The organism is Lactobacillus sp. PSON (assembly GCF_052615405.1).
Map to the genome: position 1 here is coordinate 73,465 of NZ_JBQXFW010000005.1, position 24,204 is coordinate 97,668.

The window sequence follows — 24,204 nt, forward strand, 5'->3', positions numbered from 1 at the left end:
AACTTCTCTACTATTATTTTATTGTACAAATTCAAAGCTAAAGTTTCCAATTGCTACATCATCACCATCAACTGCACCTTTTGCTCGAAGAGCATCGTCAACACCTAAGTTCTTCAACTTTCTAGCCAGACGCATGATACCATCTTGGTGATCCAGATTAGTCATTTGTACCAATCTTTCTAAGCTATCGCCTTTAACAATAAATTCATGTTCTCCAACTTTTTCAACTGTAAATTCATTCTTTTTAGGTGCAGAGTATTTATATTCATGAACTTTTTGCTTTTCAACTGGTTGTTCAACAGCCTTCTGCTTTTCTACTTCTTCAACTAGATCCGCAGTATTTTGCATTAAAGTTTCTACACCTTTATGAGTCACACTTGAGATTGCATAGACTGGTTCATCTATGCCTTCTTTTTTGAGTGCTTTTTTAAATTCTTCAAATTTTTCATCAGCACCAGGAATATCCATTTGAGTTGCAACAATTAATTCTCGCTTATCAGAAAGATCAGCATCATAATTTGCAAGCTCTTTGCGGATGGTCTTATAATCTTCTAGCGCTTCACGTCCATTATTAGGATCCATAGATACTAAATGTAAAATTACCTTAGTTCTTTCGATATGACGCAAAAACTGAATTCCAAGTCCTACACCCTGACTAGCGCCTTCAATAAGTCCTGGTAAATCTGCCATTGAAAAATCTCGTCCATCTGGCAAGATTACCATTCCCAAGTTTGGAGTTAACGTAGTAAATGAATATGCTGCAATCTTAGGTTTAGCCTTAGTTACTACTGAAAGCAAAGTTGATTTACCAACTGATGGAAATCCAACTAATCCAACATCAGCAAGCATCTTAAGTTCTAATCGTAAAACTCGATTTTCACCAGGCTCACCATTTTCAGCAATTTCTGGTGCAGTATTTACACTGTTAGCAAAGTGGATATTACCGCGACCTCCGCGACCTCCATGGGCTACAACTAATTCTTGCTTATTTTCAACTAAATCTCCAATTAATTCGCCAGTATTAAAATCATAAACTGTAGTACCAACAGGAACTTTTAAATATAAGTCCTTAGCACCACGACCATATTGAGACTTTATTCTTCCATTTTCACCGTTATCTGCTTTAAATTTTCTACGATAACGAAAATCCATCAAAGTACGCAAACCTGAATCAGCAACAAAGATAATACTACCTCCGCGACCTCCATCGCCACCAGCTGGTCCGCCATTTGGAACGTATTTTTCATGGCGGAAAGCAACCATGCCGTCGCCGCCTTTACCGGCTTGAACTTCGATTTTAGTTTGGTCAACAAATGTTGGCATGTTACCTATCTCCTTCCGTCTTTAAAATTCTTTTTCTAACTAATCTAGTTTACCACATCAAGGTTAGTTTCTTATAGTATTACAAAGTTAATTTTATAGTTTGTGCTTGAGTTAAGCTTAATCCTGCAGCTCGTAAATCATCAATTGAAGCCTCTTTAATTTTTTTAAGAGAACCAAATTTACGTAAAAGCTTATTCCGACTCTTAGGACCAATCCCCTTAATTGAATCTAGCTTACTTGATAAAGCATTTTTTGCGTGAGTACGTCTATGAAAGGTAATTGCAAAGCGGTGTACTTCATCTTGAATACGGGTCATTAAATAAAAGCCTTGAGATTTAGGATCCATTGGAATCATTCTAAATTCTTGACCATTAATTGGATCTCCATAAAGCAAATGATTCGTTCGGTGTTTATCATCTTTAACCATTCCAGCTACCGGAATATTCAAATTTAATTCATTTCTTAAAACATCCTCACAAGCTTCTACCTGGATTTGTCCACCATCCATTAAAATCAAATCTGGCATTGGTTTATGTTCTCTTAATAGTCTTCCATATCTGCGGCGCACTACTTCGCGAGTATTGCGTAATTCATCAGCCATATTCTGATGCTCTACTTCACCTTTTAACTTAAATTTACGATAAGCTGTCTTATCAGGTTCCCCATCTTTAAAAACAACCAATGCTGAAACTGGATCTGCACCTTGAATATGTGAATGGTCAAAACTTTCAATTACATGTCCATATGGTAAATTTAAAGCATCAAAAATTTCTTTTTGCGCTCCTTTAGTTTTTCTGTTTCCAAGTTCCAATAAGCGAAACTTATCATCAAGCTTTAATTTAGCATTTTCTTCAGCCATATCAAGCAATGACTTTTTTTGACCACGCTTAGGGGTTCTAACTGCTACTTTTAAAATTTCTGATAGACTTGAATTATCTAATCCTTCAGGTACTAAGACTTCTTTAGGTAATACATGGTTTTTTTGATCATAAAACTGTGCAATAAAAGAAGTAAACTCATCTTCTGGATCATTAGTATCAGTTAATGGAAACATTCGCGTTTCTCTACGCAAAAGCTTAGCCTGTCTTAAGAAAAAAATCTGAATAGATATCCAAGACTTATCTACATAAAAATTAAATATATCTCGTTGAGTACCATCATTGGAAATGATTTTTTGTTTTTCAACAGTTTCTTCAATATATTTTAACTGGTCACGAATCTCGCCAGCTCTTTCAAACTCTAAATTTTCAGAAGCAGACATCATTTTTTCAGTTAATTCTTGCTTAACGCTTGCAATATCACCATTCAAGAAACTTTTAATTTCCTTAATTTGTGCATCGTATTCACTTTTTGGCACTTTTTTAAAACAAGCTCCTAAACACTGTCCCATATGATAATAAAGACATGGTCTGCCCTGATTGCCACTACAGCGACGAAGCGGAAAAACTTTCTGAATAAACTTTAATGTAGCTTGAGCTGCATAAACATTAGGATACGGTCCAAAATAATATCCACCATCCTTACGAATGATACTAGTTAATTTTGTTTGTGGATCATGCTCTCGTGTAATTTCAATGTAAGGATAGCCCGTCCCTTGCTTCAATTGAACATTATAATACGGTTGATATTTTTTTATCAAAGTTATTTCTAATAAAAAAGCTTCCTTATCAGTTGAAACTGTAATAATATCATAGTCTCGAATTTCTTTTACAAGTTCAGCTCTTCTACCTACTTGCTTACTTTTAAAATAAGAACGCACACGATTTTTTAAATTTTTAGATTTTCCTACATAAATAACCTTACCATTAATATCTTTCATTAAATAGCAACCTGGTTTTTCAGGTAAAAGTTTTAATTTGTTTTCAATTAATTCAGTTGTCAACTTGCTCCCTCCTCAAAATTAGCACTCCAATTCTAGCATAGATTTTAACAATTTATTTATTTTTTGCTTAAAGAATTGTTATCTTGCTCTTTTTTTGATATATTTGTCAATAAAACTTTTTATATTTATTAAGGAGAATTTAATGACCGCTTGGATTTTTTCATTGATCGATCATTTTGGCTATTTAGCAGTAATGCTTTTAATTGCCATTGAGAATGTTTTCCCGCCAATTCCATCAGAAGTAATCCTTTCTTTTGGTGGTTTTATGACTACACATACTAAGATGAATGTCTTAGGATTGATTATTTTTTCAACTATAGGAGCCTTAATCGGAGCCTTAATTCTTTATTGGGTCGGAACACTGCTTAATGAAGAACGTCTTGAAAAGCTATTTAATCATAATTTTTTTAAAAAACTGGGCTTTAAAAAAGACGACGTCAAAAAATCAATTGTTTGGTTTGATAAACATGGACTAAAAGCTATCCTTTTTGGTAGATGCATCCCTGTTGTGCGAAGCCTTATTTCCATCCCAGCTGGAATAGCTAAAGTTTCCATGACCAAATTTATCATCCTAACAACCCTAGGAAGCTTAATCTGGAATAGTGTTTTAATCTCATTAGGAGCCTATATGGGAGCAAAATGGGAAAAGATTGTTTTGATTTTTGAAGAATATTCATTAATTGTCATTATTCTTTTATTGATAGCTTTCGTCTATTTTGCTATCACATGGTATAAAAAGCGCATTAAGAATGCATAAAACACGACTAAAGGAGTTGTTTGAATTTGAATATTTTTCGTAAGCAAAGTGTTAAAACTTATTTAGGCGAGGATGTTAAATTTTCTCGTACTTTATCTGCCTTTGACTTAATTGCAATGGGAGTGGGAGCTGTAATCGGAACTGGGATATTTATTCTTCCAGGAACTGTTGCTGCAACAACTGCAGGACCAGGAGTCAGCTTATCATTTTTAGTTGCTGCACTAATTTGTGCTTTAGCAGGGATGTGCTACGCTGAATTTGCATCTGCAATTCCTGTTGCCGGAAGTGCTTATTCATATGGAAATATTATTTATGGTGAGTTTACAGGATGGCTAATGGGTTGGGCACTTATTTTAGAGTATATGCTTGCAGTAGCTACAGTAGCCGCTGGTTGGTCCTCATACTTTTCCTCATTTATTAAACCATTTGGATTAAACTTGCCAAAAGCTATCTCTGGACCTTTTGATCCACAACATGGTGTATATTTTGATTTAGTTGCAGTTGTTGTTGTTGTTTTGATTGCACTTTTATTAGCTCAAGGAATGAAAAGTTCTATCAAAATCAATAACTTTGCCGTTATTTTAAAAATTGCTATCATTCTAATCTTTGTGTTTGTTGGATTGCAATTCATTAAGCCAGCTAACTATAAACCATTCTTGCCCTATCATATGTCAGGTGTGATCAAAGGAGCTACAACCGTATTCTTTGCATTCTTAGGCTTTGATGTAGTATCTTCTTCAGCTGCTGAAGTTAAGAAACCACAAAAAAATATGCCTTTGGGAATTATCGGTACTTTAGCAGTTGCCGTAGTTTTATATATGGGAGTTTCTATAGTTTTAACTGGAATGGTTAACTATACTAACTTAAACATTGCTAATCCCGTTGCCTTTGCACTTCAATATGTTCACCAAAATTGGGTCGCAGAATTACTTTCTCTAGGTGCAATGGTTGGTATGGCAACTATGATGCTAACTATGATTTATTCTAGCTCACGTTTAATTTACGCAATGGCACGAGATGGTCTTCTTCCTCACCATTTTAGTAAATTCGATAAAAAACATAACACTCCTCAAATTTCATTATTTGTTGTAACAGTTATTATTGCATTAGGATCTGCATTTTTCTCAGTAGACCAGTTAACTAATTTAGTAAGTTTTGGTACATTATTCGCATTTACACTCGTGTCATTTGGAATTCTACGTTTAAGAAAGCGTACAGATATTTCAAACGAAGGCTTTAAAGTCCCAGGCTATCCAGTCATTCCTATTATTTCTGGACTATTTTGTATTTTTATGATTTGCCAATTAAATAAAGATGTTTTTATCATGGCAGCAATTTGGTTGGTAATCGGAGCAATAATTTATTTAGTTTACGGCTATCACCATAGTCAATTAGAAGTTAAAAATTCTAAAGCAGAAAAAGCTTAATTTAAGATAAAAAAGAAACGTCTTTCGACGTTTCTTTTTTAATTGATTTTATTTATTGTTTTATTATCTACCAAAAATGAATAAATGTTATTTACTGCTTCTTTTGATAAATTATAGCGAGCTACATGAGTTGCAGAACCAGCATGAGGGGTCAATATAACATTATCAAGCTTAACTAATTCAGGATTAATATGCGGTTCATCTTCATATACATCTAAGCCAGCACCAGCAATTTCACCATGCTTTACTGCCTCAATTAATGCTTCTTCATCCACTAATGAGCCACGAGCTACATTAATGAGAAAGGCTGTAGTTTTCATATTCTTAAATACATCTTTATTAATAATATGCTTAGTTTCTTCAGTAGCAGGAGCATGAAGAGTCAAGAAGTCAGATTCTTTAATTAAAGTGTCAAAGTCAACATAAGAAGCACTTAATTTTTCTTCTAATTCATGACTTAATTGATGACGATTATGATAGATTACTTTCATCCCTAGAGCAGAAGCAAATTGAGCAACTAACTGACCAATATTCCCCATTCCTAGAATTCCTAAAGTTTTTCCTTCAATAGTGTAACCTTGATTATCGTATTCACTAACATTTAAGAAGACTCCTTCTCTTATAGAATGATCATAAAAATGAACCCTTCTAGCGCTAGCAAGTAATAAAGTTAAAGCTAATTCAGCAGTTGGACGACGAACACTTATTGGACAATTAGAAACTACAATTCCCTTTTTTGCCGCGTATTCAGTATCTACATGGTCATAGCCTACACCATAAGTTGAGATAATTTTTAAGTTTTTAGCTGCATCAATCATTTCACGATCAAAAATCATTTTTGCAACAATTACACCATCATAATCAGCAATATGATCTAAGACCCATTGACGATCATCTTTCATTCTATGACCTTCTGGTCCAATTACTACTTCACATTTTTCTTTTAAATCTTCTAAGACATCTTGTCTAAGTTCACCTAAAACCAAAACTTTTGCTTTTGTCATAATTTTCTCCTTTTGGTAAGCACTTATTCCAAATTCATCTTATTACAAAATTGTCTTAATTGCTACAGCTACACCGTTATGATCACAATCAGCTGTAATCATATCTGCATGGTCTTTTGTAACTTGCACAGCATTTCCCATTGCTACACCAATACCAGCATACTTAATCATCGGCATATCATTTGCTTGATCACCAATTGCCATAACATTTTGTGGCTCAATTCCTAAATGCTTGCATAAAATCTGTAATCCTTTTCCCTTGTCTACTCCTGCAGCAGTAGCTTCAAAGTAAAAAGGCTCCGTCTTAGATAAAACTACCCTATCTTTAATTGTTTCAAAAATTGGATCATTAATTTTTCTATCTAGATAATCGGGTTCATCAATATACATGCACTTAATTATTGGAATATTACGCATTTCTTCTGGTGTACGATATGATACATTTAATTTTACAACACTTGAATTATAAATAGTGTACGGACTTAAATCTCGGTTAGCCGTGTAGATACGATTAAGAGCTATTCCTTGAAAATGTAACTGCAATTTACGAGCAATAGCTTCTAAGTTAATATATTCTTGATAATCTAAACCCTTTTCAAAAATAACCTTTCCACTTGTAGATTCAACTACTGCTCCATTAAAACTTACTACATATTGATTATCTTGATTATTTAACCCTAACTCATCTAAATATCGTTGTGCTCCAGATAATGGCCTTCCTGTACAAATAACAATTTTTTTACCAGCCTTTTGAGCTGTTTTGATTGCAGATTTAACTTCTGGAGTAAGTTCCTTCTTTGAATTTACTAAAGTTCCATCAATATCAATTGCAATTAATTTTATATCTGTCATTTTTTCATCTACTTCTATTTGAATTTAACTCTATTATCTCACTTAATCCAAATGAAGACTTAGTATTTTTCAAATATTAGATATAGAAATTATAGATTCATTTTTTGTAAATTCATCATATCTTCGTTACAAATTTCAAACCCTAATTGTAAGTTTTCTGTCATTTCTTTACAATTATCACTCTTTGGTAAGACCACACACCCAAGTTCCAAGTCATATTGAAGCATAAATTGTGCTGGTGTTACGTGATATTTAGAAGCATACTGCTTAATAATAGGATTATTTAATAATCTACCATGTGCTAGTGGTGAATAAGCTTCTATGGTAATTCCTTGTTCTTGACAATAATTAATTACGTTCACTGGAGTATTACCAATGTGAACTTCAATTTGATTAACTGCAGGTACAGTTGAACTATTTTCTAAAATATTAGCTACATCATCTTCTACAAAATTAGAAACGCCAATAGAGCGAACTTTTCCATCCTTCACCGCTTCTTCCATCGCTCTCCAGCATTCTAAATTTCCCTCATAATGTCGGTCAGATATTCTATTAACTTCAATCCATGGTTGAGGTGTATGAATTAGCATTAAGTCAATATAATCTAATCCAAAAGTATCCAGTGCTTCATCAATTGCACCTTTAGTATTTTGATAATCCTTAATATTTGAAGGAATTTTTGTAGTTAAAAATAAATCCTCACGTTCAATATCAGAATTCCAAATACCTTTTCCTACACCTTTTTCATTACCATAGTCTTTAGCAGTGTCAAAAGCACGATAACCAATATCAATTGCATTTTGAACTGCCGTTCTTGCTTCTTGATTATTCATTAACCATGTACCCAACTGGATTACAGGAATTTGAATTCCATTATTCATCATAATCGTTTCATTTAAATACATGTTTATTCACCTCGCATTTTTTCAAATGTCTCCGGTGCTTCTTCATCCCCATTTTTAAGTATTATGATATAGTATATAATTTTACCGCAATTAAATAATTAATTAAACTTCTATAAAATAATATGTACAAATACACAAAAGCTACAATATTATTTTTAAGCATTAAAAAAGAAAGGGCTGACAAAGTATCGTCAACTCTTTCCCTTCAGTCTCTTAATTCCCACAACCTATAATACTAGATTTAAATAATAAAACAAGCATAAGCTATACAATCATAACCAAAGTTATGTTATAAAATTTCTATAAATCTAGCATTTATGCCTATTTAGCTCTATAATAGGCATTTACAATGTTATATTACATTTTGGTTACAATTGATTAGACAATAAATCAATAATCTTTTGAGCAATTTTTTGTTTACTCATTCTTGGCCAAACTTGATTCTTAGCATTTTTTTGTAAAATAGTTACTTGGTCTTCATCATTACCAAACACATCTTTAGACACATCATTAGCAACAATATAATCCGCGCCTTTTTCTTCTAACTTTCGATTGGCATTTTCTAATAAATTATTTGTTTCTGCAGCAAAACCAATTATAATCTTATTGTCTTTTTTCTGTGTTGAAACTGCTTTTAATATATCTGGAGTTTTGACTAGGGTTAATTGCAATTCATTTTGATTGGCTTGTTTCTTAAGTTTATGATCAGCTACTTCTTTCATACGCCAATCAGCTACAGCTGCTGCCATAATTAAGGCATCTGCACTTTTAAATTCCTCTTGAACTTTTTCTAGCATATCTTCTGAACTAGTTACCTGAATTTTATGAATATTATTGTCTTCTGGTAGTTCTACACTTATATTTCCATAAATTAAGCTTACATCAGCTCCAGCATCTGCTGCTGCACGTGCGAGTGCAATTCCCATTTTTCCACTAGAATTATTACCTATATATCTAACTGGATCAATTGCTTCTATAGTTCCACCAGCAGTAATAACTATTTTTTTGTTCACTAAATTTTGCCTATTTTGCAAAAAGTCATGTACATACTTGACAATCTCTTCTGGATCTGGCATTCTGCCTTTTGCACTATATCCTTCTGCTAGCATCCCTGTTACGGGTGGCATTACTTTAACTCCATCTTTCATAAGCAGTGAGATATTTCTTTTAGTTGCTGGATTTTCCCACATATTATCATTCATAGCTGGAATTACTATTTTAGGTGCACTAGTTGCTAAAATAGTGGTAGATGCAGCATCATTTGCAATTCCATTTGCCATTTTGGCAATAAAATCCGCACTTGCTGGAACAACTATAGCTAACTCTGTCCACTTTGCTAGGTGCACATGAGGAATTTCTGCTTCATTACTTTTTAACCACAAATCATCTAAAACTGGATACTTAGTTAAAGCGGCGAATGTTTGACTTGTTACAAATTTTTTTGCATTTTCAGTCATTACAACCCTTACTTTATGGCCCATTTTTTCTAAATTTCGTACTACTATCGCAGCTTTATATGCTGCTATTCCACCAGTAATATAAGTCGTTATATTCACAATATTTCTCCTTAAAAAAATATTATTATTTTATTTTTACCAATTTTAACAGATTTTTTAAAACTAAAAAGGATGTGCTTCAAACACATCTCTTTGTTTTATTGATTTGCTATATTTGCAAAGCCTGTTTGCAAAGTAGAATTTTTTGTTTTTATCAAAGTAATCGGATTAGTATTTCCACCCTGATCTAAAAGAATCACTGGTTTATTATTGTGAAAACAGAACAAATAAGTATAATGCATATTTGCTTCTTTAAAGTTATCATTGTAAATTGCGACAACTTTATACTCTGCTTGTCCTTTTAAATTAGGACTCCAACTCAAAGTAACATTTTGACCATTTAACAAAAACTGTCTCTGAAACAAAACATCTGGATAAACTGTTCCTACATTGGTTTTTAAAGGCTGAGTACCGTCATATTTTTGATAAACTTGATTAATTCCTGTACTCCAATTAGTTACAAAGCTAGCTAATTGTTGCGCTTTAGTATTATTCCAACTTATTTTTTTAGTTCTACTTTTTTTATGCTTTATTTTTTTAGAAATTTTATTTTTAGTTGACTTCTTAACTGTTTTCTTTTTAGCCTTTTTTGGAGCTTCTTTTGTAGCTTTTTTATCGTTTAAGCTTGAGCTCGAACTTGTACTTGAGGACTGACTAATTTTTTTAGAAGTTTTATCTTTTTCTGGTTTTACAGCTTTAGATTTAGTTTGTGAATCAAACTTAATTCCCTCTTTGTTAAATTGGACTCCGCATCCACTCAATGTTCCAGCTATTAGTGCAATTGATACTCCTACCCAAATTTTTTTATTCATGTAAATCTAGCTCCAAATCTATAGATTCTTCATCTAAATAATTCTATATTTATTATAAACTATTTTAAGGTAAAAGAATAAACAAAATAAGAGGAACCTACCACTATTGTGATAGATTCCTCTTTTGACTCTTAAGATGAGTTAATTGCTCACTTTAGGAGTTAGTATTAAGTTACTTTAACTTACCAGCTTTTTCAAGAATTTCCTTTGACTTCTTAATATAGTCATGTTCAGCTCTAAATGCCTTGATCTTGTAACCATCCACATCATTCAAGCCCTTCAACTTCTTTTCAAGTTCAGCATATTCCTTCTTAAGGTCCTTAATAACTGGTTCTTCATCTTCAATATATACATAGTGATCTTCTACAGAACCTTTACGACCTTCACCTTCATGTTGAATAATCTTGTCTTGGTACTTGTCAACCTTACGAGCATGCTTCAAGATTGACTTGATATCCTTGATAGTTTCGTGTTGAGCAGTGTGGTGCTTCTTATCATCCATACTGTCTTCAATTTCAGTTAAGTGACTGTCAGCATCAGCAATCTTCTTTGCTAATCTGTCCAATGCCTTCAATTGTCTTTTTTCGTAATCTGCCATAATACTATGCCTCCTAAAACATATCTTTTACTTAATACGCCTTTAGTTTATTGCTATAAGGTATAGTTAGCAAACAAAAGCACTTAATATTCTTTTATTATATATTTTGTGAAAAAATAAAAAGAGTTGAAATAAATTTCAGCTCTTTTCACAAAATATTAATTACTTAGCAGTTGCTTTCTTTACGACTTTCTTTGCAGCAGCCTTCTTAGCAACCTTCTTATCAGCTTTCTTAGCAACTTTTTCTGATTTTTTAGTTACCTTTTCTTTTTTAACTGACTTTTTAGCAGTCTTCTTTGCTGCCTTAGTTTCAGTAGTTGCTTTTTCTGAAGAATCAGTAGTAGTCTTCTTTGCATTTACATCAGCAGTTTTTTCTGACTTAGCATCTTCTTTAACTGCCTTTGCAAGTTTAGCATTAGCTGCTAAAACAAATTCATTCTTTGCTACTTGGTAGTACTTCTTACCAGCAATCTTAACAAGCTTGTTAGCAAATAATTCTACAGTTTGACCCTTCTTTAAAGTCTTCTTAGTAGTCTTAGCATTTTTATCAACTACAACAGTTTTCTTAGTTAAAACGATTGATTTCTTTGCTGCCTTTTCCTTTTTTACAACAGCTTTTTTAGCAGCCTTCTTATCAGCTTTCTTAGTTGCTTTTTCTGACTTTTTAACTGCTTTCTTGTTAGTTTTCTTAGTTGCTTTCTTTGCAGTATCTTTTGCAGACTTCTTTACAGTAGCCTTCTTAGTTGTTTTAGTTGCAACAACTTTTGCTTCCTTTGTATCTGCTGCGTGAACAGTTGATGATGCAAGTGGAGCCAAAGCTAACACTGCAGCTGCTGAGAATAATGTAACCTTCTTCAATTTCATATCTGAAACGACCTTTCTTAAATAAATAGATTTCTCTAAAATTATAATCCAAATTTTTAAAAATACTAGTCTATTTTCTAAAAAAATTCAAAAAAACATTATTGACAGCGTTTACATAAAAAGCTACTCTGTAATAAAAGTATAGATTTTATCAAGGAGAAAATTATGAATTTAGCAGTAATTGATATTGGCGGAACTACTATTAAGTTTGCCACTTGGAAAGAAAACAAACTCCAAAATAAACATAGCGTTAAAACCCCCTCAAACTTGGAAGATTTTTATCAAATTTTGACAACTGAAGTTAAAAATATTCAAAAATCTACTCCTATAAAAGGTGTTGCAATCTCATCCCCTGGCGCAGTAAATAAAAAAACTGGAATAATTGGCGGCTCCAGTGCACTTCCTTATATCCATAACTTTAATATTGTTAGTGAATTAGAAAAAAGATTTAATCTACCTATTTCAATTGAAAACGATGCAAATTCTGCAGCTCTTGGAGAACTTGCTGCTGGAAGTGGAAAAGGTCATGATAGTTTAGCATTTTTTGTAATTGGAACTGGAATTGGTGGTGCTATAATTATTAATCAAAAAATCTGGCATGGAGCTCACCTCTTTGGTGGGGAATTTGGATACATGATAATTAATGGAAATCAACTTAGTAATTTAGCTTCTCCAGTTTCTATGGCAAGACGTTATAATGAACAAACTGGTAAAAGTTTAGATGGTAAGACTGTATTTGAATTAGCGGATAAAGGAGATGTAATTGCTGAAAAAGAGCGTGATACATTGCTTCATTCTTTAGCAATTGCAATTTTTAATATTCAGCATAGTTTTGATCCAGAAAAAATCATTTTAGGCGGAGGAATTTCTAATAATCCGAAATTAATTCCGCTCTTAAATCAAGAAATTGAAAAATTACGTTCTAAAATGCAAATTACCAGTGTCAAACCACTCTTAGCCCCATGTAAATTAACAAGTGATGCCAACTTACGGGGAGCGGTTGCTGATTTTGAACAAGAACACCAACATTAATCTTAATTATAAGTGTTTAGGAAATACATGTTCCTAGACACTTATTTTTTTGTTTCTTATTTTTCATTTTATAAAAGTATATATTTTTATAGTTATTTATCTTTATTTTTATATAAATACGTGTTATATTTTATATGTAATCAATTGAAAGCACTTACAATAAGGAGAAGTATATGACTGAATTTCGTAAATTACCCAATACTTTCTTCTGGGGCAATTCAGTTTCCAGTATGCAAACTGAAGGAGCTTGGAACGAAGATGGCAAAGGATTGTCAGTCTATGATGTTCGACCTGCAACAAAAAATACTAGCGATTGGCATGTTGCAATTGATGAATATCATAGATATGAAGAAGACTTAGATTTAATGAAGGCTATGAATATGAATATGTATCGTATTCAAATTTCATGGTCACGTGTTTGTCCTGAAGGTGATGGTGACTTTAACCAAAAAGGAATCGACTTTTATGACCGTTTAATCAATGCAATGCTTAAGCGTGGAATTGAACCAATGGTTTGTCTTTATCATTTTGATATGCCACTGCATCTTGCTAAACAATATAATGGTTTTATGTCACGTCATGTTGTAGACGCATTTATTAGATTCGGCAAAAAAATGATTGATCATTTTTCTGATCGAGTTAAATACTGGATTGTCTTCAATGAACATAATTTATATTTTCAAGACGAAGTTTTTAATATTTCAGGTTATGAAAAAGGCAACAAAACTTTAGCAGACATGTACCGCATTTTTCATCACACTATGGTTTGCCATACAAGTTTAGCTAATTATATCCATGAAAACTATTCTGATGTAAAAATTGGTGGAATGCTCGCTTATCAGCAAATTTATCCTGAAACTAGCAAACCAGAAGATGTTTGGGAAGCTAAACAAGTAATGGAATTTTTAAATTCTAATATTTATGATGCAGACACTGGACAAGGTTATTCGCCAGAAGTATTACAGTATGCTAAAAACCATAATTTAGATATAGACATAACCGAAGAAGATAAAAAGGCAATGAAAAAAACTTACGCTGACTTTCTCGCCTTTTCATATTACTCATCTTGGGTATTATCCGCTAATAAAATTCCAAAAGGCGAAGCTCCTAATCGTTATTTAAATGAAGGGGGAGTTCCAAACAAATACGTCAAAACAAATGATTGGGGCTGGGCGATTGATCCATTAGGTTTTAGAAATGCTATTACTACTATTTATAATCGGTATCATATTCCTGTCTTCCCTATTGAAAATGGAATTGGACTTAAAGAAACGTGGGATGGGACTCACGAAATCCAAGACGATGAGCGAATTAAATATCATGAAAGCCATATAAAAGCATTAAAAGATTCTGTTTTCTTAGATGGAGCAAGGGTTTTAGGATATCTTGGCTGGGGCTTAATTGATATTCCAAGCTCACATGCTGATATGGAAAAGCGCTATGGTGCTGTCTATGTAAATCGCTCTAACCATGATTTAAAGGACTTAAAGAGAGTACCAAAGAAATCATATTATTGGTTCCAAAAAGTGTTTAAAGATAATGGAGATGCATTATAATGACTGATAAAAAATCAAGCTTTAGCAATTTTGTTAACAGCAAAATCTTGCCACCAGTAATGAAATTTGTTAATACTAAAGCAATTGTCGCCCTACAAAATGGGATGATTTACACTTTACCATTTATTATCATTGGTTCGATTTTCCTAATTTTGGGAAACATCCCTATTCCCGCAGTTGCAAACGCAATTAATAATTCTGGTTGGGGAGCATTCTTCAATCAAGCTTATGTGACTACTTTTTCAGTGATGTCACTTTGGACATCGATTGGTATTGCCTATATTTACGTAAAAAACGAAGGCTATGAACCATTAGCTCCAGGACTTACATCTTGCGCAGTATTTTTAATGCTTCAAACCCTCAATATTGCTAGCCCTATCAAAACAGCTCTAAGTGGCGGCATTAAAAATGGTGACAAAGTTGTAATGAGTGCCAAAGCAGTTACAGAAAATATTGATAAATTGCCACATGCTCTTCAAAGTTATATTGAAGCTCCAGTTACAGGCGTCATAAACATGACTTGGCTCGGCGGTGATGGTATGATTGCCGCAATTATTATTGGCCTTTTAGTAGGTTGGATTTATAGTTCAATTGTTAAAAAAGGCTGGACAATTAAGTTGCCAAAGCAAGTTCCCCCTGCCGTAGCTAACCAATTTACTGCTATGATTCCTGCTGGACTTATTTTAATCAGTTCAATGTTCATCTATGCAGGTTTTAATATATTTGCTCACACTGATTTTCTTCAATGGATTTACAAAACTGTTCAAACTCCACTTCAGGGGATGTCAGACTCCTTTGGTAGTGCAGTCGCAATTGGATTCTTAGTTCCATTCTTCTGGTTCTTTGGTGTACACGGTGGTTTAATCGTGGGTTCCTTAGCAGGTCCACTTCTACAAGCAAACTCTTTTGAAAACGCTCAATTATACAAAGCTGGTAAATTAACTATTGCTAACGGCGCACACGTTGTAACCAATGAATTTTACAACAACTTTATTAATTTAACTGGTTCAGGAATTACTATTGGTTTAATTATATTTATCTTAGTTGCCGCAAAATCAGCTCAATTAAGATCAATTGGTAAGCTAGAATTAGTACCTGGTATCTTTAATATTAATGAACCATTTCTATTTGGTCTGCCAATCGTTATGAACCCATTTTTGGCAATTCCTTTCTTCTTAACACCAGTTGTAGTTTCAATTTCTACTTATTGTGTTATTAAATTTGGTATTGTTCCACCGCTTAATGGATTCGCTGCGCCATGGACAACTCCTGCAGTTATTTCTGGATTTTTAATTGGTGGTTGGAAAATGGCCATCTGGCAAGCTTGTACATTGTTAATTTCTACTGCAATTTACTGGCCATTTGCAAGAAAATACGATAAAGTTTTATGTAAGAGAGAAGCTGAAAAAGCAGCTAAAGAAAATAAATAAGTACAATGCTTTATAGCTGAATAGACGTTGTCATCATGCTAAGATAGATGTAGATGATAGCGTCTTTTCTTGTTTATAATATAAGGAATAAAAATATTAAAATAGAAACTGGATGATTAATTTATGACACAAGCAAAATATTTAGAAGTCGCGAAAATTATTACTGATCGTATTGATGATGGAACTTATAAAACTCGTAAACCTCTTCCTGACCAGTCAACTCTGGCTCAAGAACTAGGCGTTAGTCGTTTGACCGTTAAAAAGGCACTCGACGGGTTAGAGCGTCAAGGTCGAGTATATAAGCAGTCAGGTTTAGGAACTTTTGTATCAAGTGACATTCCTATTAAAGACAAAAATGACTCCCCTGCCAATGTCTTTTCAGGATTAAAAAATCAACTCAAATCTGACAATGTTCGTAGTAAAGTTTTAAGTTTTTCTGTTGAATTTCCGGATGAACAAATGCAAAAAAATCTCGACTTAAAGAAAACTGAACCAGTTTATAACATTGTTCGGCTAAGAATTGTTGATGATCAGCCTTTTATTATCGAACACACATATATGCCAGTAAAATTGGTGCCAGATTTAGATGAAGATATTTTAAATGATTCAATTTATAATTATTTGCATCATAAATTAAAACTAAAGTTTGGTCATGCTTATCGTAAAATAAGAGCAGCTAAGTCTAATGATTATGACCAAAAATATTTAAATGCAGCTAAAGATGACCCTATGCTTGAACTAGAACAAATAGTATGGTTAAGTAACGGTCAACCAATTGAGTATTCTGAAAGTCGAAACCGTTATGATCAACGTACTTATACTATTTTGGAAAATAATAGATTCTAAAACTTTTTCTATAAATAATAAAGCATCCTCCTAATAAAAGTATATACTTACTTTAGGAGGATTTTTTATGATTACTATTAGTAAAGAATTTGATTTTACAGCTGAAGATTTTTTTGATTATCTTGATAAGCAACTAATATCAGCCATTAAAACAGCACGTGGCAATAACCTTCCTGTTAAATTAACTTCTGGAACGCATTACACGCAAGGCGATATTGATACAGAAATTACAAACTATAAACGAGGTCAACTTTATGAAGCACACTTTAAAAATGACCGCTTAGATATTGTAATAAGCTATAAAACTATCAACATAAATAAAGGCGTTAAAATCACCTTTTCAGAAGAAATTAAAAGTTATGATCCATCTAAATATAGCTCATTTAATAACTGGTTATATAACTTTCAATTAAAACATGGTGCTAAAAAAGAGTTAAACAAAATGGCAAAAGGTGTTTATTCAAACATGCAAAAATAATTAAAAAGCGGCAAATTAATGCCGTTTTTTAATATAACTTTATTTTTAGACTTTGCTTTTTAGGTTTAATCCTTTTTACTGAAATAGTTACAGCACTATTATACTTTGCTTTAAAATGATATTGAGTTGGAATTTGATTTTCATTTACTAGTTTGTAACCTTCTGGAACATCCTTTTGACTTATATTAATTTCAATCGTCTCATCAGTTCTACCTTTTAAAGGAATGCTTTTAATTACTCTTTTATCATGACTATCTATATCAATAAGTTCAATTGACGTATTATGCAAGTTCGGCTTAATATATACAATCACATCTTCATTTTTAGTATTAAAGCTAGGTTTAACAGCATCTATAGCAAAAATGCTTCCATCTGCTTTTTTAATAATTTTTTCGTAATCTTGCCCATCTGCTTTTTTAACCGACGAAATCGAATATCCTTGAGGAACATCTGGAGTAACAATGTTCCATTTACGCTTTGTTCCAGGAGCAAGTTTCCAAATTCCATTAACATCTTCAAATTCAACTTCTTGAAAATGGATTTTTTTACTTCCATTAATTTGAACTTCAGTTACCATCCTCATAACTTTATGAAATTGACTTTTTTTGTTTAAATGATAAGTCAAAATAGTATCCACACCAGGGTCACTCGGCGTTATTGAATGCGGTAATTCACTAATTGATTTATAACCTTCTGGAGCACTTGGCACTAATATTTCAGCAGCTTTTGTTGAATCAAGAGTATTAACATAGCTAAATTTAGCTAAGACATTTCCATTAAGGTCTTGCTGAACAAGATGAGCAAGCGGTCTATAAATAATTGATACATGTTCATCAATTTTTTGTTGATTAGCGATAATTTTTTCTATTGAAACTTTTTTATTATCAGCTTGAACTTGACTTGCATAGTAACCCTTCTCTATTGGTGTAGTGACAGATTTATAATTATCTTGTCCCTTTTGCCAATCGTAATAAATTTTTCCTGTTAATAAGTCAGTTGTTTTCATTGCCTTAAATTCTGATTTTTGTTGCCCATCATTAAGATTATGAATCATTCCTTCACGATTAGCAATTTTATAATTAATCGTTCTTTTACCTATAAGACTAATTTCTTCAATTTCTTTTTTATGAACTAAAGGAATTACTAAGATATTTTTTTGATTATCAAGAAAAGTATATTTATCAGGAAGGCGATACCCATTAGCTAACTCGTATTTTTTAGGAATTGTTATTTTTAAAGAAAATGTCTCTCCAATTCTTCCCTGAAAACTAATACTATCTCCTACTTGTTTATTCAATTGAGAATTCAACTTATCTGTATCAACAAATTTAATATATGCTGTTTTAATTTCTGATAATTTTGCCATATTATCAACTATCCTTATATATCTATATTTGGATTCATTATAACATACGAAAAAATCTTTCAGCTAATCATATGCTGAAAGATTTTTTATAGAAATATTCTGGAGAAAACTCGGGAATTCATTCCCGATGTAGTTCATTAAGCCTTAGCACTATCTTCTTTTTCCTTTTTAAGCAAAACATTATCGTAATGTTTAATAAATGGATACCAAATTATGAATGCAACCAATGCACAAACAATTGACAAAACTGCTCCCTTCCAGCTAGCAGTAGCAATAAAACCACTAAGTCCTACAGGAGTTGGCCATGGTTGTTGAACAATAATTTTTGGTACTAAGTGTGAAGTTACTCCCAAATATCCCACAATACCTGAAGCTAGTGGAGCACAAATAAATGGAATCAATAAGTTAATATTATAAACAATTGGTAAACCAAAAATAATTGGCTCATTAATATTAAAGATAGCTGGAACTAATTCAACTTTACCAATTTCTTTTAATTGAGTTGAACGAGCACCAAACGCAAGCCAAATTGCCATTCCTAAAGTAGCACCTGCACCACCAATGATTACAAAAGAATTCAATGGATCGCCTGCAAAGAAGTGATTTGCTCCTTGTACATTGGCTGCCATATTTGCTAGAACAATTGGAGTATAGAAGGAACTCATGATAGTTGAACCGTGAATACCAAACCACCATAAGAAGTGAATAAGAAAAATTATAATTAAGAATCCCCACCACGTATCAGCAATTGCACTAATGAATGAAAATGGAATATATAAAACTTTAAAAATATCAGTTCCAAGCATTACCAAAATTAAGTTAAGTACTGCAACAACAACTGCAACACAAAAGCCTGGAATCATTGCACTAAATGAATTTGATACACCTGCTGGAACACTAGCTGGCATTTTAATTTGCCAGTTATGTTTAACAGTATAGCGGTAGATTTGAACTGTTAACCATGCAATTACAAGACCAGTAAAAATACCAACCGATGCAATTCTAGTGATACCAGAAGTAGAAGCTTCATAGCCACCTACAACCATCTTAGTTTTGGTGAAAATTTGGATAAATTGAATGGAGCCATTTTTCCAAACAAGTTCAGGAACCGTAATAAAGAATGCCATTAAAAACATTAATAAAGCATTCATTGGAACAAGATCAATTTTTTCTTCTTGTTGATAAATCTTAGCATATGAGTAAGCAAAAGTACCAGCAAAAATCAATGCTAAAATTCCCATAGTTGAATTATAAACAACTTGAAATAAGTTGGTAAAACGCCCTACGGTATTTGCATACCAACTTGCAAAACCCGGAATTGGAAATGCTTGTGGCAATACAGTCAAAATTAGAAAGATTGCACCAATAATTGAAAACGAAATAACGCTATATCCAGCGTCCATAATTGCTCTAACAAAGCGCGAACCAGCAAATTTTCCAGCCTTTGCTGCTAGCTTTTCTTTAAAAGAGCCAGAATTAGTATCAGACATAATTACTTCCCCCGTATAATCTGAAATACTTATCAATACAACAATCACATTATAAACTAAATCGCTTTCATATGTAAGCGCTTTTTGATACATACTGACTTACATAAGCAATAATATAACTAAAGATTTGAAATTATTTGGAAAGCGTTTTCTTTAATAGCTATTATTATGACTGGTTTTTAATGAAACTTTTACTACTTTACTTATGTACATAAATAACAAAAATAATTATAAAAATATTTATCATTTATTTTAAAAGATAAAAAATAAGCTTGGTATAATTACCAAGCTTATCCTGCATATAAAATATTATTCTTGTTTAAGAGTGCCAGATTTGTACAGCTTTTCATAAAGATCCACCATTTCTCCGGCTAAGTCTCTAAAAGTAATTGCGTTCATTAAGTGGTCTTGTGAGTGAACTACTAACAAAGTGACTTTCATATGATCACCTTGAGCTTCTTTAGTTAACATTTTGGTTTGAGAATTATGAGCTTCAAGAAGTGACTTGTCGCTTTCTTCTAGCTTTTCACGTGCGCCTTTAATATCACCAGTTTTTGCTTTACGAATTGCTTCAAAAGCCAAACTCTTAGCATTGCCTCCATTTGCAATTAATCCCATTGCAGCCATCAATGCTTCTTGCTCTTTTTGTTCACTAGTTTGTTTAGTTTCGTCTGCCATACAAATCTTACACTTTCTATTGTCTACTTATAGACAAAATTAGCCATTGATCATTTCTTCAGCTTGCTTTAAAACTTTCTCACCATTCATCATGCCGTAAGCTTGCATATCAATTACGCCTAAAGGAATATCTTTGCCATCTTTGCCTTTTCCGGCAACTTTATGTTCAAAATCACCCTTCATGTAACTTACTTGAGGCCCAAGAAGAACACAGTCAATTTCTTCTTGTTCAATATGTTGATCAGCTTCAGAAGCTGGGCAAGCAAAAATTTTTGCATCAATGCCATCATTTTTAGCAGCTTCTTGCATCTTAGTTACCAAAAGTGAAGTACTCATACCTGCACTACAATTTAACATAATAGTTTGTTCAGCCATAATTGTTTCCTCCTGAAATTTTGAGTTGTATTTTCTTTTAATATAGACTTGCCTTTATCTACACAAATTATTATAAAGCGTTTTCAAACTAATGTAAACGCTTTTTCGAGTATCTAGAGTTTACTATATTTTTTAATCTTTCTATTCCTTACTCCCTCTAGGGATTCAAAATTATTAAGTTTTCATAAAAGTATAGACTTTTTGTAAAAAGCAACCCTTTTGCTTTACATATGAATATTTTTTATAAAAATATAGAAAGCGCTTTCTGTTTAGAGGTATAATTAACTTAAAATGTTACATTTTTGATTTACAAATGAAAGGAAGGGAGGAAATAATGAGTCTCTATTTAGAAATTGCAAATGATATCGAAAAAGATATTATTGAAAAGAAATACCAAGGACAAATTCCCGAACAAGTTATCCTTGCTAAAAAATACAATACTAGTCGTGTGACTATTGTTCACGCATTGAAAGTTCTTCAGAATAAAAAATTAATCAAAACAGTTAAAGGACATGGTACATATATCACTTCCAAGGCAATTCCTGATATATTTTTAAATTCAGGAGCTAGCGAAAATGATGGCTTCACTAGTCATATTAACGGTGCTGGATGTATAAAAAGTCATGTTATTTCTTTCAGCATTCGCAATCCAACTGATGAAGAAAAAAGAGCCTTAAATTTACCGCCAGATGAAAAGGTTTATGATATTATTCGGCAACGCATTCTAAACGATCAACCAGCAAAGTTAGAATATACTATTATGCCTGTTAATCGCATCCCTGGTATAACTATTAACATTTTACATAAGTCTGTTTATGCTTATATTCAAGATGTTTTAGGACTTAAAATCGGTAAAGACGATCGTGTCATCACTGCTGAAAAATCAGATGCATATGATATAAAATATCTAAATTGCGCTAAAGACGATCCTGTATTATGCGTTCATCAAAAAGCCTATCTCAGTAATGGGGTCCCTTTTGAAATTTCAGAATCCCGTAATCGCTATGATCGAGGTGCTTTAACAGTAAACAACAGCAAAAGTTTTTTATAATTTTAAACCTGCTCTTGCTTATTTATTAAAACTATGTTTACAATATTATATGTAAACGTTTCCAAATACATACAGTGAAAGAGAGGTTTTTTATATGTATTCAGCAAAAATGCCAAAAGATTTTATGTGGGGTGGCGCTGTTGCTGCTCACCAATTAGAAGGCGCATGGAATAAAGATGGTAAGGGAATGTCCGTTGCAGATGTAATGACAGTTGGCTCTGCAACTAAGCCACGTGAAATTACCGACGGTGTAATTGAGGGTAAAAACTACCCTAATCATTCTGCAATTGACTTTTATCATCATTATAAAGAAGATATTAAATTAATGGCTGAAATGGGCTTCAAGGCTTTCAGAACTTCTATTGCTTGGACTAGAATTTTTCCAAATGGTGATGATGAAAAGCCTAATGAAGCTGGGCTTAAATTTTATGATGATTTATTTGATACTTGTCATGAATACGGAATTGAACCAGTTGTAACACTCTCTCACTTTGAGATACCTTACCACTTGATTACCAATTATGGTGGCTTTACAAATCGAAAGACTATTGATTTCTTTGTAAAATTTGCTGAAGTTTGTTTTACCAGATACCAAGATAAAGTTAAATACTGGATGACTTTTAATGAAATTGATAATCAAACAAGCTTTAACAATGACTTTTTGATGGCTACTAATTCTGGAATCTTATTTAAAGATGGAATGAGTGAACGTGATAAAGAAGCTGCAATGTATCAAGCTGGTCACTATGAGTTAGTTGCTTCCGCATTAGCTGTAAAAATTGGACATAAAATTAACCCTAACTTTCAAATTGGCTGTATGATTAACTATTCACCAGTCCGTCCTCTCACCCCTTCTTCAGATGATGTGCTTTTAGCAGATAAGTTTGAGCAACGTCGTGACTGGTTCTCTGATGTACATGTATTTGGAAAATATCCTAATGAAGTTGAAACTTATATTGAACGTGAAGGATTTCGTCCCGACATAACTGATGAAGATCGTATCGTGTTATCAGAAGGTACAGTTGATTACGTTGGTTTTTCATACTATCAGACTACTACAGTTTCAAGTAAAAAAGTTAAGCCTGATAATTTGACTGATTTACAAGCAGCAATCGCTGAAAATCCAACTTTAAAGCGTAATGATTGGGGCTGGGAGATTGATCCTAAAGGATTAAGAATCGCTCTTAATCAATTGCAAGATCGTTATCACCTTCCTCTATTTATTGTTGAAAATGGTTTAGGTGCTTACGATAAGGTAGAAGATGATGGATCAATCCACGATGATTATAGAATAGAATATTTAAAGAACCACATTTCCGAAATGGAAAAAGCTGTAGTCTTGGATGGTGTCGATTTAATGGGATATCTTCCATGGGGACCAATTGACCTAGTAAGTGCTGGAAGTGGCCAAATGGATAAACGCTATGGCTTTATATATGTAAATAAAAATGATAAAGGCGAAGGTGACTTAAGTCGTTCACGCAAAGATTCATTTTTCTGGTATAAAAAAGTAATTGATTCTAATGGTCAAGACTTAGATGATTAATAGCTACTTATAACAAAAATGCAATGCTTGTAATAGTTACAAACATTGCATTTTTTTAATTATTTATAATTTCATGTATTTCTTCATCAGAAAAATGCTTACAAAAATCTTTTTTTAAATTAATAAAAATCTCTTCATCAGTAAAATCTAATTTGCGTAACTTATTTATTCTATCTTCTGCTACTTGTTTAGGACTACCATCTTGAGCATGTAATTTTGCAAAAATTTTTTCTTGCTTTGAACGTATTGGGTTGTCAATCAATAGAAACATCTCCTTTAAATGTTTACCAGCCTTCAATTTTAGTATACACGTTTTTGTAAACGATTACTATCAAGATGCAAAAAAGAAGACCATTTACGGTCTTCTTTTTACTTA

The 24,204-nt window shown here is 32.6% G+C and carries 23 protein-coding genes; 9 read left to right on the forward strand and 14 right to left on the reverse strand.

The window, feature by feature from the left end; genetic code table 11:
* Nucleotides 1-18: 18 nt before the first annotated feature.
* Entirely contained in the window at nt 19-1,323 is a 1,305-nt protein-coding gene (obgE, locus tag ACTHPI_RS04285; protein WP_445352943.1) for a GTPase ObgE, read from the reverse strand.
* Between the two features lie 79 nt (nt 1,324-1,402).
* Nucleotides 1,403-3,205, reverse strand: coding sequence for an excinuclease ABC subunit UvrC (gene uvrC, locus ACTHPI_RS04290; protein ID WP_445352944.1), 1,803 nt, complete (start codon nt 3,203-3,205; stop codon nt 1,403-1,405).
* 142 nt (nt 3,206-3,347) lie between these two features.
* Here uvrC and ACTHPI_RS04295 point away from each other — a divergent pair, with 142 nt between their 5' ends.
* Nucleotides 3,348-3,962 (forward strand): DedA family protein, encoded by a 615-nt coding sequence (locus ACTHPI_RS04295; protein WP_445352945.1) that lies wholly within the window; start codon nt 3,348-3,350, stop codon nt 3,960-3,962.
* Nucleotides 3,963-3,982: 20 nt separating this feature from the next.
* On the forward strand, nt 3,983-5,389 hold the full coding sequence (locus ACTHPI_RS04300; RefSeq protein WP_445352946.1) for an APC family permease: 1,407 nt from the start codon (nt 3,983-3,985) through the stop codon (nt 5,387-5,389).
* Between the two features lie 38 nt (nt 5,390-5,427).
* Here the strand turns inward: ACTHPI_RS04300 and ACTHPI_RS04305 are convergent, their stop codons facing one another.
* The 7 genes from ACTHPI_RS04305 to ACTHPI_RS04335 form a co-directional block, all read right to left on the reverse strand.
* On the reverse strand, nt 5,428-6,393 hold the full coding sequence (locus ACTHPI_RS04305; protein WP_445352947.1) for an NAD(P)-dependent oxidoreductase: 966 nt from the start codon (nt 6,391-6,393) through the stop codon (nt 5,428-5,430).
* Nucleotides 6,394-6,435: 42 nt separating this feature from the next.
* Nucleotides 6,436-7,245, reverse strand: coding sequence for a sugar-phosphatase (gene yidA, locus ACTHPI_RS04310; protein ID WP_445352948.1), 810 nt, complete (start codon nt 7,243-7,245; stop codon nt 6,436-6,438).
* A gap of 89 nt (nt 7,246-7,334) precedes the next feature.
* Nucleotides 7,335-8,150 (reverse strand): aldo/keto reductase family protein, encoded by an 816-nt coding sequence (locus ACTHPI_RS04315; protein WP_445352949.1) that lies wholly within the window; start codon nt 8,148-8,150, stop codon nt 7,335-7,337.
* Between the two features lie 368 nt (nt 8,151-8,518).
* Nucleotides 8,519-9,709 (reverse strand): bifunctional phosphopantothenoylcysteine decarboxylase/phosphopantothenate--cysteine ligase CoaBC, encoded by a 1,191-nt coding sequence (gene coaBC / locus ACTHPI_RS04320; protein WP_445353222.1) that lies wholly within the window; start codon nt 9,707-9,709, stop codon nt 8,519-8,521.
* A 95-nt stretch (nt 9,710-9,804) separates the two neighbouring features.
* Nucleotides 9,805-10,518 (reverse strand): DUF4767 domain-containing protein, encoded by a 714-nt coding sequence (locus ACTHPI_RS04325; protein ID WP_445352950.1) that lies wholly within the window; start codon nt 10,516-10,518, stop codon nt 9,805-9,807.
* Nucleotides 10,519-10,690: 172 nt separating this feature from the next.
* Complete coding sequence (locus tag ACTHPI_RS04330) at nt 10,691-11,116, reverse strand: hypothetical protein (RefSeq protein WP_445352951.1); 426 nt, start codon at nt 11,114-11,116, stop codon at nt 10,691-10,693.
* Between the two features lie 162 nt (nt 11,117-11,278).
* On the reverse strand, nt 11,279-11,980 hold the full coding sequence (locus ACTHPI_RS04335; RefSeq protein WP_445352952.1) for an SLAP domain-containing protein: 702 nt from the start codon (nt 11,978-11,980) through the stop codon (nt 11,279-11,281).
* Between the two features lie 165 nt (nt 11,981-12,145).
* Between ACTHPI_RS04335 and ACTHPI_RS04340 the strand changes: the two genes are divergently transcribed.
* The 5 genes from ACTHPI_RS04340 to ACTHPI_RS04360 all read left to right on the forward strand — a co-directional run bounded on the left by ACTHPI_RS04340 (nt 12,146) and on the right by ACTHPI_RS04360 (nt 17,322).
* Nucleotides 12,146-13,012 carry an ROK family protein gene (locus ACTHPI_RS04340; RefSeq protein WP_445352953.1) on the forward strand — a complete coding sequence of 289 codons (867 nt, stop codon included), beginning with the start codon at nt 12,146-12,148 and terminating at the stop codon, nt 13,010-13,012.
* A gap of 173 nt (nt 13,013-13,185) precedes the next feature.
* The gene (locus ACTHPI_RS04345) at nt 13,186-14,568 is read left to right on the forward strand and encodes a glycoside hydrolase family 1 protein (RefSeq protein ID WP_445352954.1); all 1,383 of its coding nucleotides are present in this window, start codon (nt 13,186-13,188) and stop codon (nt 14,566-14,568) included.
* Entirely contained in the window at nt 14,568-15,998 is a 1,431-nt protein-coding gene (locus tag ACTHPI_RS04350) for a PTS sugar transporter subunit IIC (protein ID WP_445352955.1), read from the forward strand. The genes ACTHPI_RS04345 and ACTHPI_RS04350 overlap by 1 nt, the downstream gene beginning before the upstream one ends.
* 123 nt (nt 15,999-16,121) lie before the next feature.
* Nucleotides 16,122-16,844: a GntR family transcriptional regulator gene (locus ACTHPI_RS04355; RefSeq protein ID WP_445352956.1), complete on the forward strand. Its 723-nt coding sequence runs from the start codon at nt 16,122-16,124 to the stop codon at nt 16,842-16,844.
* Between the two features lie 67 nt (nt 16,845-16,911).
* On the forward strand, nt 16,912-17,322 hold the full coding sequence (locus ACTHPI_RS04360) for a DUF3284 domain-containing protein (protein ID WP_445352957.1): 411 nt from the start codon (nt 16,912-16,914) through the stop codon (nt 17,320-17,322).
* A gap of 28 nt (nt 17,323-17,350) precedes the next feature.
* Here the strand turns inward: ACTHPI_RS04360 and ACTHPI_RS04365 are convergent, their stop codons facing one another.
* The 4 genes from ACTHPI_RS04365 to ACTHPI_RS04380 form a co-directional block, all read right to left on the reverse strand.
* On the reverse strand, nt 17,351-18,688 hold the full coding sequence (locus tag ACTHPI_RS04365; RefSeq protein ID WP_445352958.1) for a mucin-binding protein: 1,338 nt from the start codon (nt 18,686-18,688) through the stop codon (nt 17,351-17,353).
* A gap of 137 nt (nt 18,689-18,825) precedes the next feature.
* The gene (celB, locus tag ACTHPI_RS04370; RefSeq protein WP_445352959.1) at nt 18,826-20,178 is read right to left on the reverse strand and encodes a PTS cellobiose transporter subunit IIC; all 1,353 of its coding nucleotides are present in this window, start codon (nt 20,176-20,178) and stop codon (nt 18,826-18,828) included.
* Between the two features lie 309 nt (nt 20,179-20,487).
* Nucleotides 20,488-20,856, reverse strand: coding sequence for a PTS lactose/cellobiose transporter subunit IIA (locus ACTHPI_RS04375; RefSeq protein WP_445352960.1), 369 nt, complete (start codon nt 20,854-20,856; stop codon nt 20,488-20,490).
* 39 nt (nt 20,857-20,895) lie between these two features.
* Nucleotides 20,896-21,231: a PTS sugar transporter subunit IIB gene (locus ACTHPI_RS04380; RefSeq protein WP_445352961.1), complete on the reverse strand. Its 336-nt coding sequence runs from the start codon at nt 21,229-21,231 to the stop codon at nt 20,896-20,898.
* A 334-nt stretch (nt 21,232-21,565) separates the two neighbouring features.
* Here ACTHPI_RS04380 and ACTHPI_RS04385 point away from each other — a divergent pair, with 334 nt between their 5' ends.
* Together ACTHPI_RS04385 and ACTHPI_RS04390 are read left to right on the forward strand one after the other, a co-directional pair.
* Nucleotides 21,566-22,282: a GntR family transcriptional regulator gene (locus ACTHPI_RS04385; RefSeq protein WP_445352962.1), complete on the forward strand. Its 717-nt coding sequence runs from the start codon at nt 21,566-21,568 to the stop codon at nt 22,280-22,282.
* 94 nt (nt 22,283-22,376) lie between these two features.
* Nucleotides 22,377-23,828 (forward strand): 6-phospho-beta-glucosidase, encoded by a 1,452-nt coding sequence (locus tag ACTHPI_RS04390; RefSeq protein ID WP_445352963.1) that lies wholly within the window; start codon nt 22,377-22,379, stop codon nt 23,826-23,828.
* Between the two features lie 55 nt (nt 23,829-23,883).
* Here ACTHPI_RS04390 and ACTHPI_RS04395 read toward each other — a convergent pair whose 3' ends face one another.
* Entirely contained in the window at nt 23,884-24,090 is a 207-nt protein-coding gene (locus ACTHPI_RS04395; RefSeq protein ID WP_445352964.1) for a hypothetical protein, read from the reverse strand.
* Between the last annotated feature and the right edge of the window lie 114 nt (nt 24,091-24,204).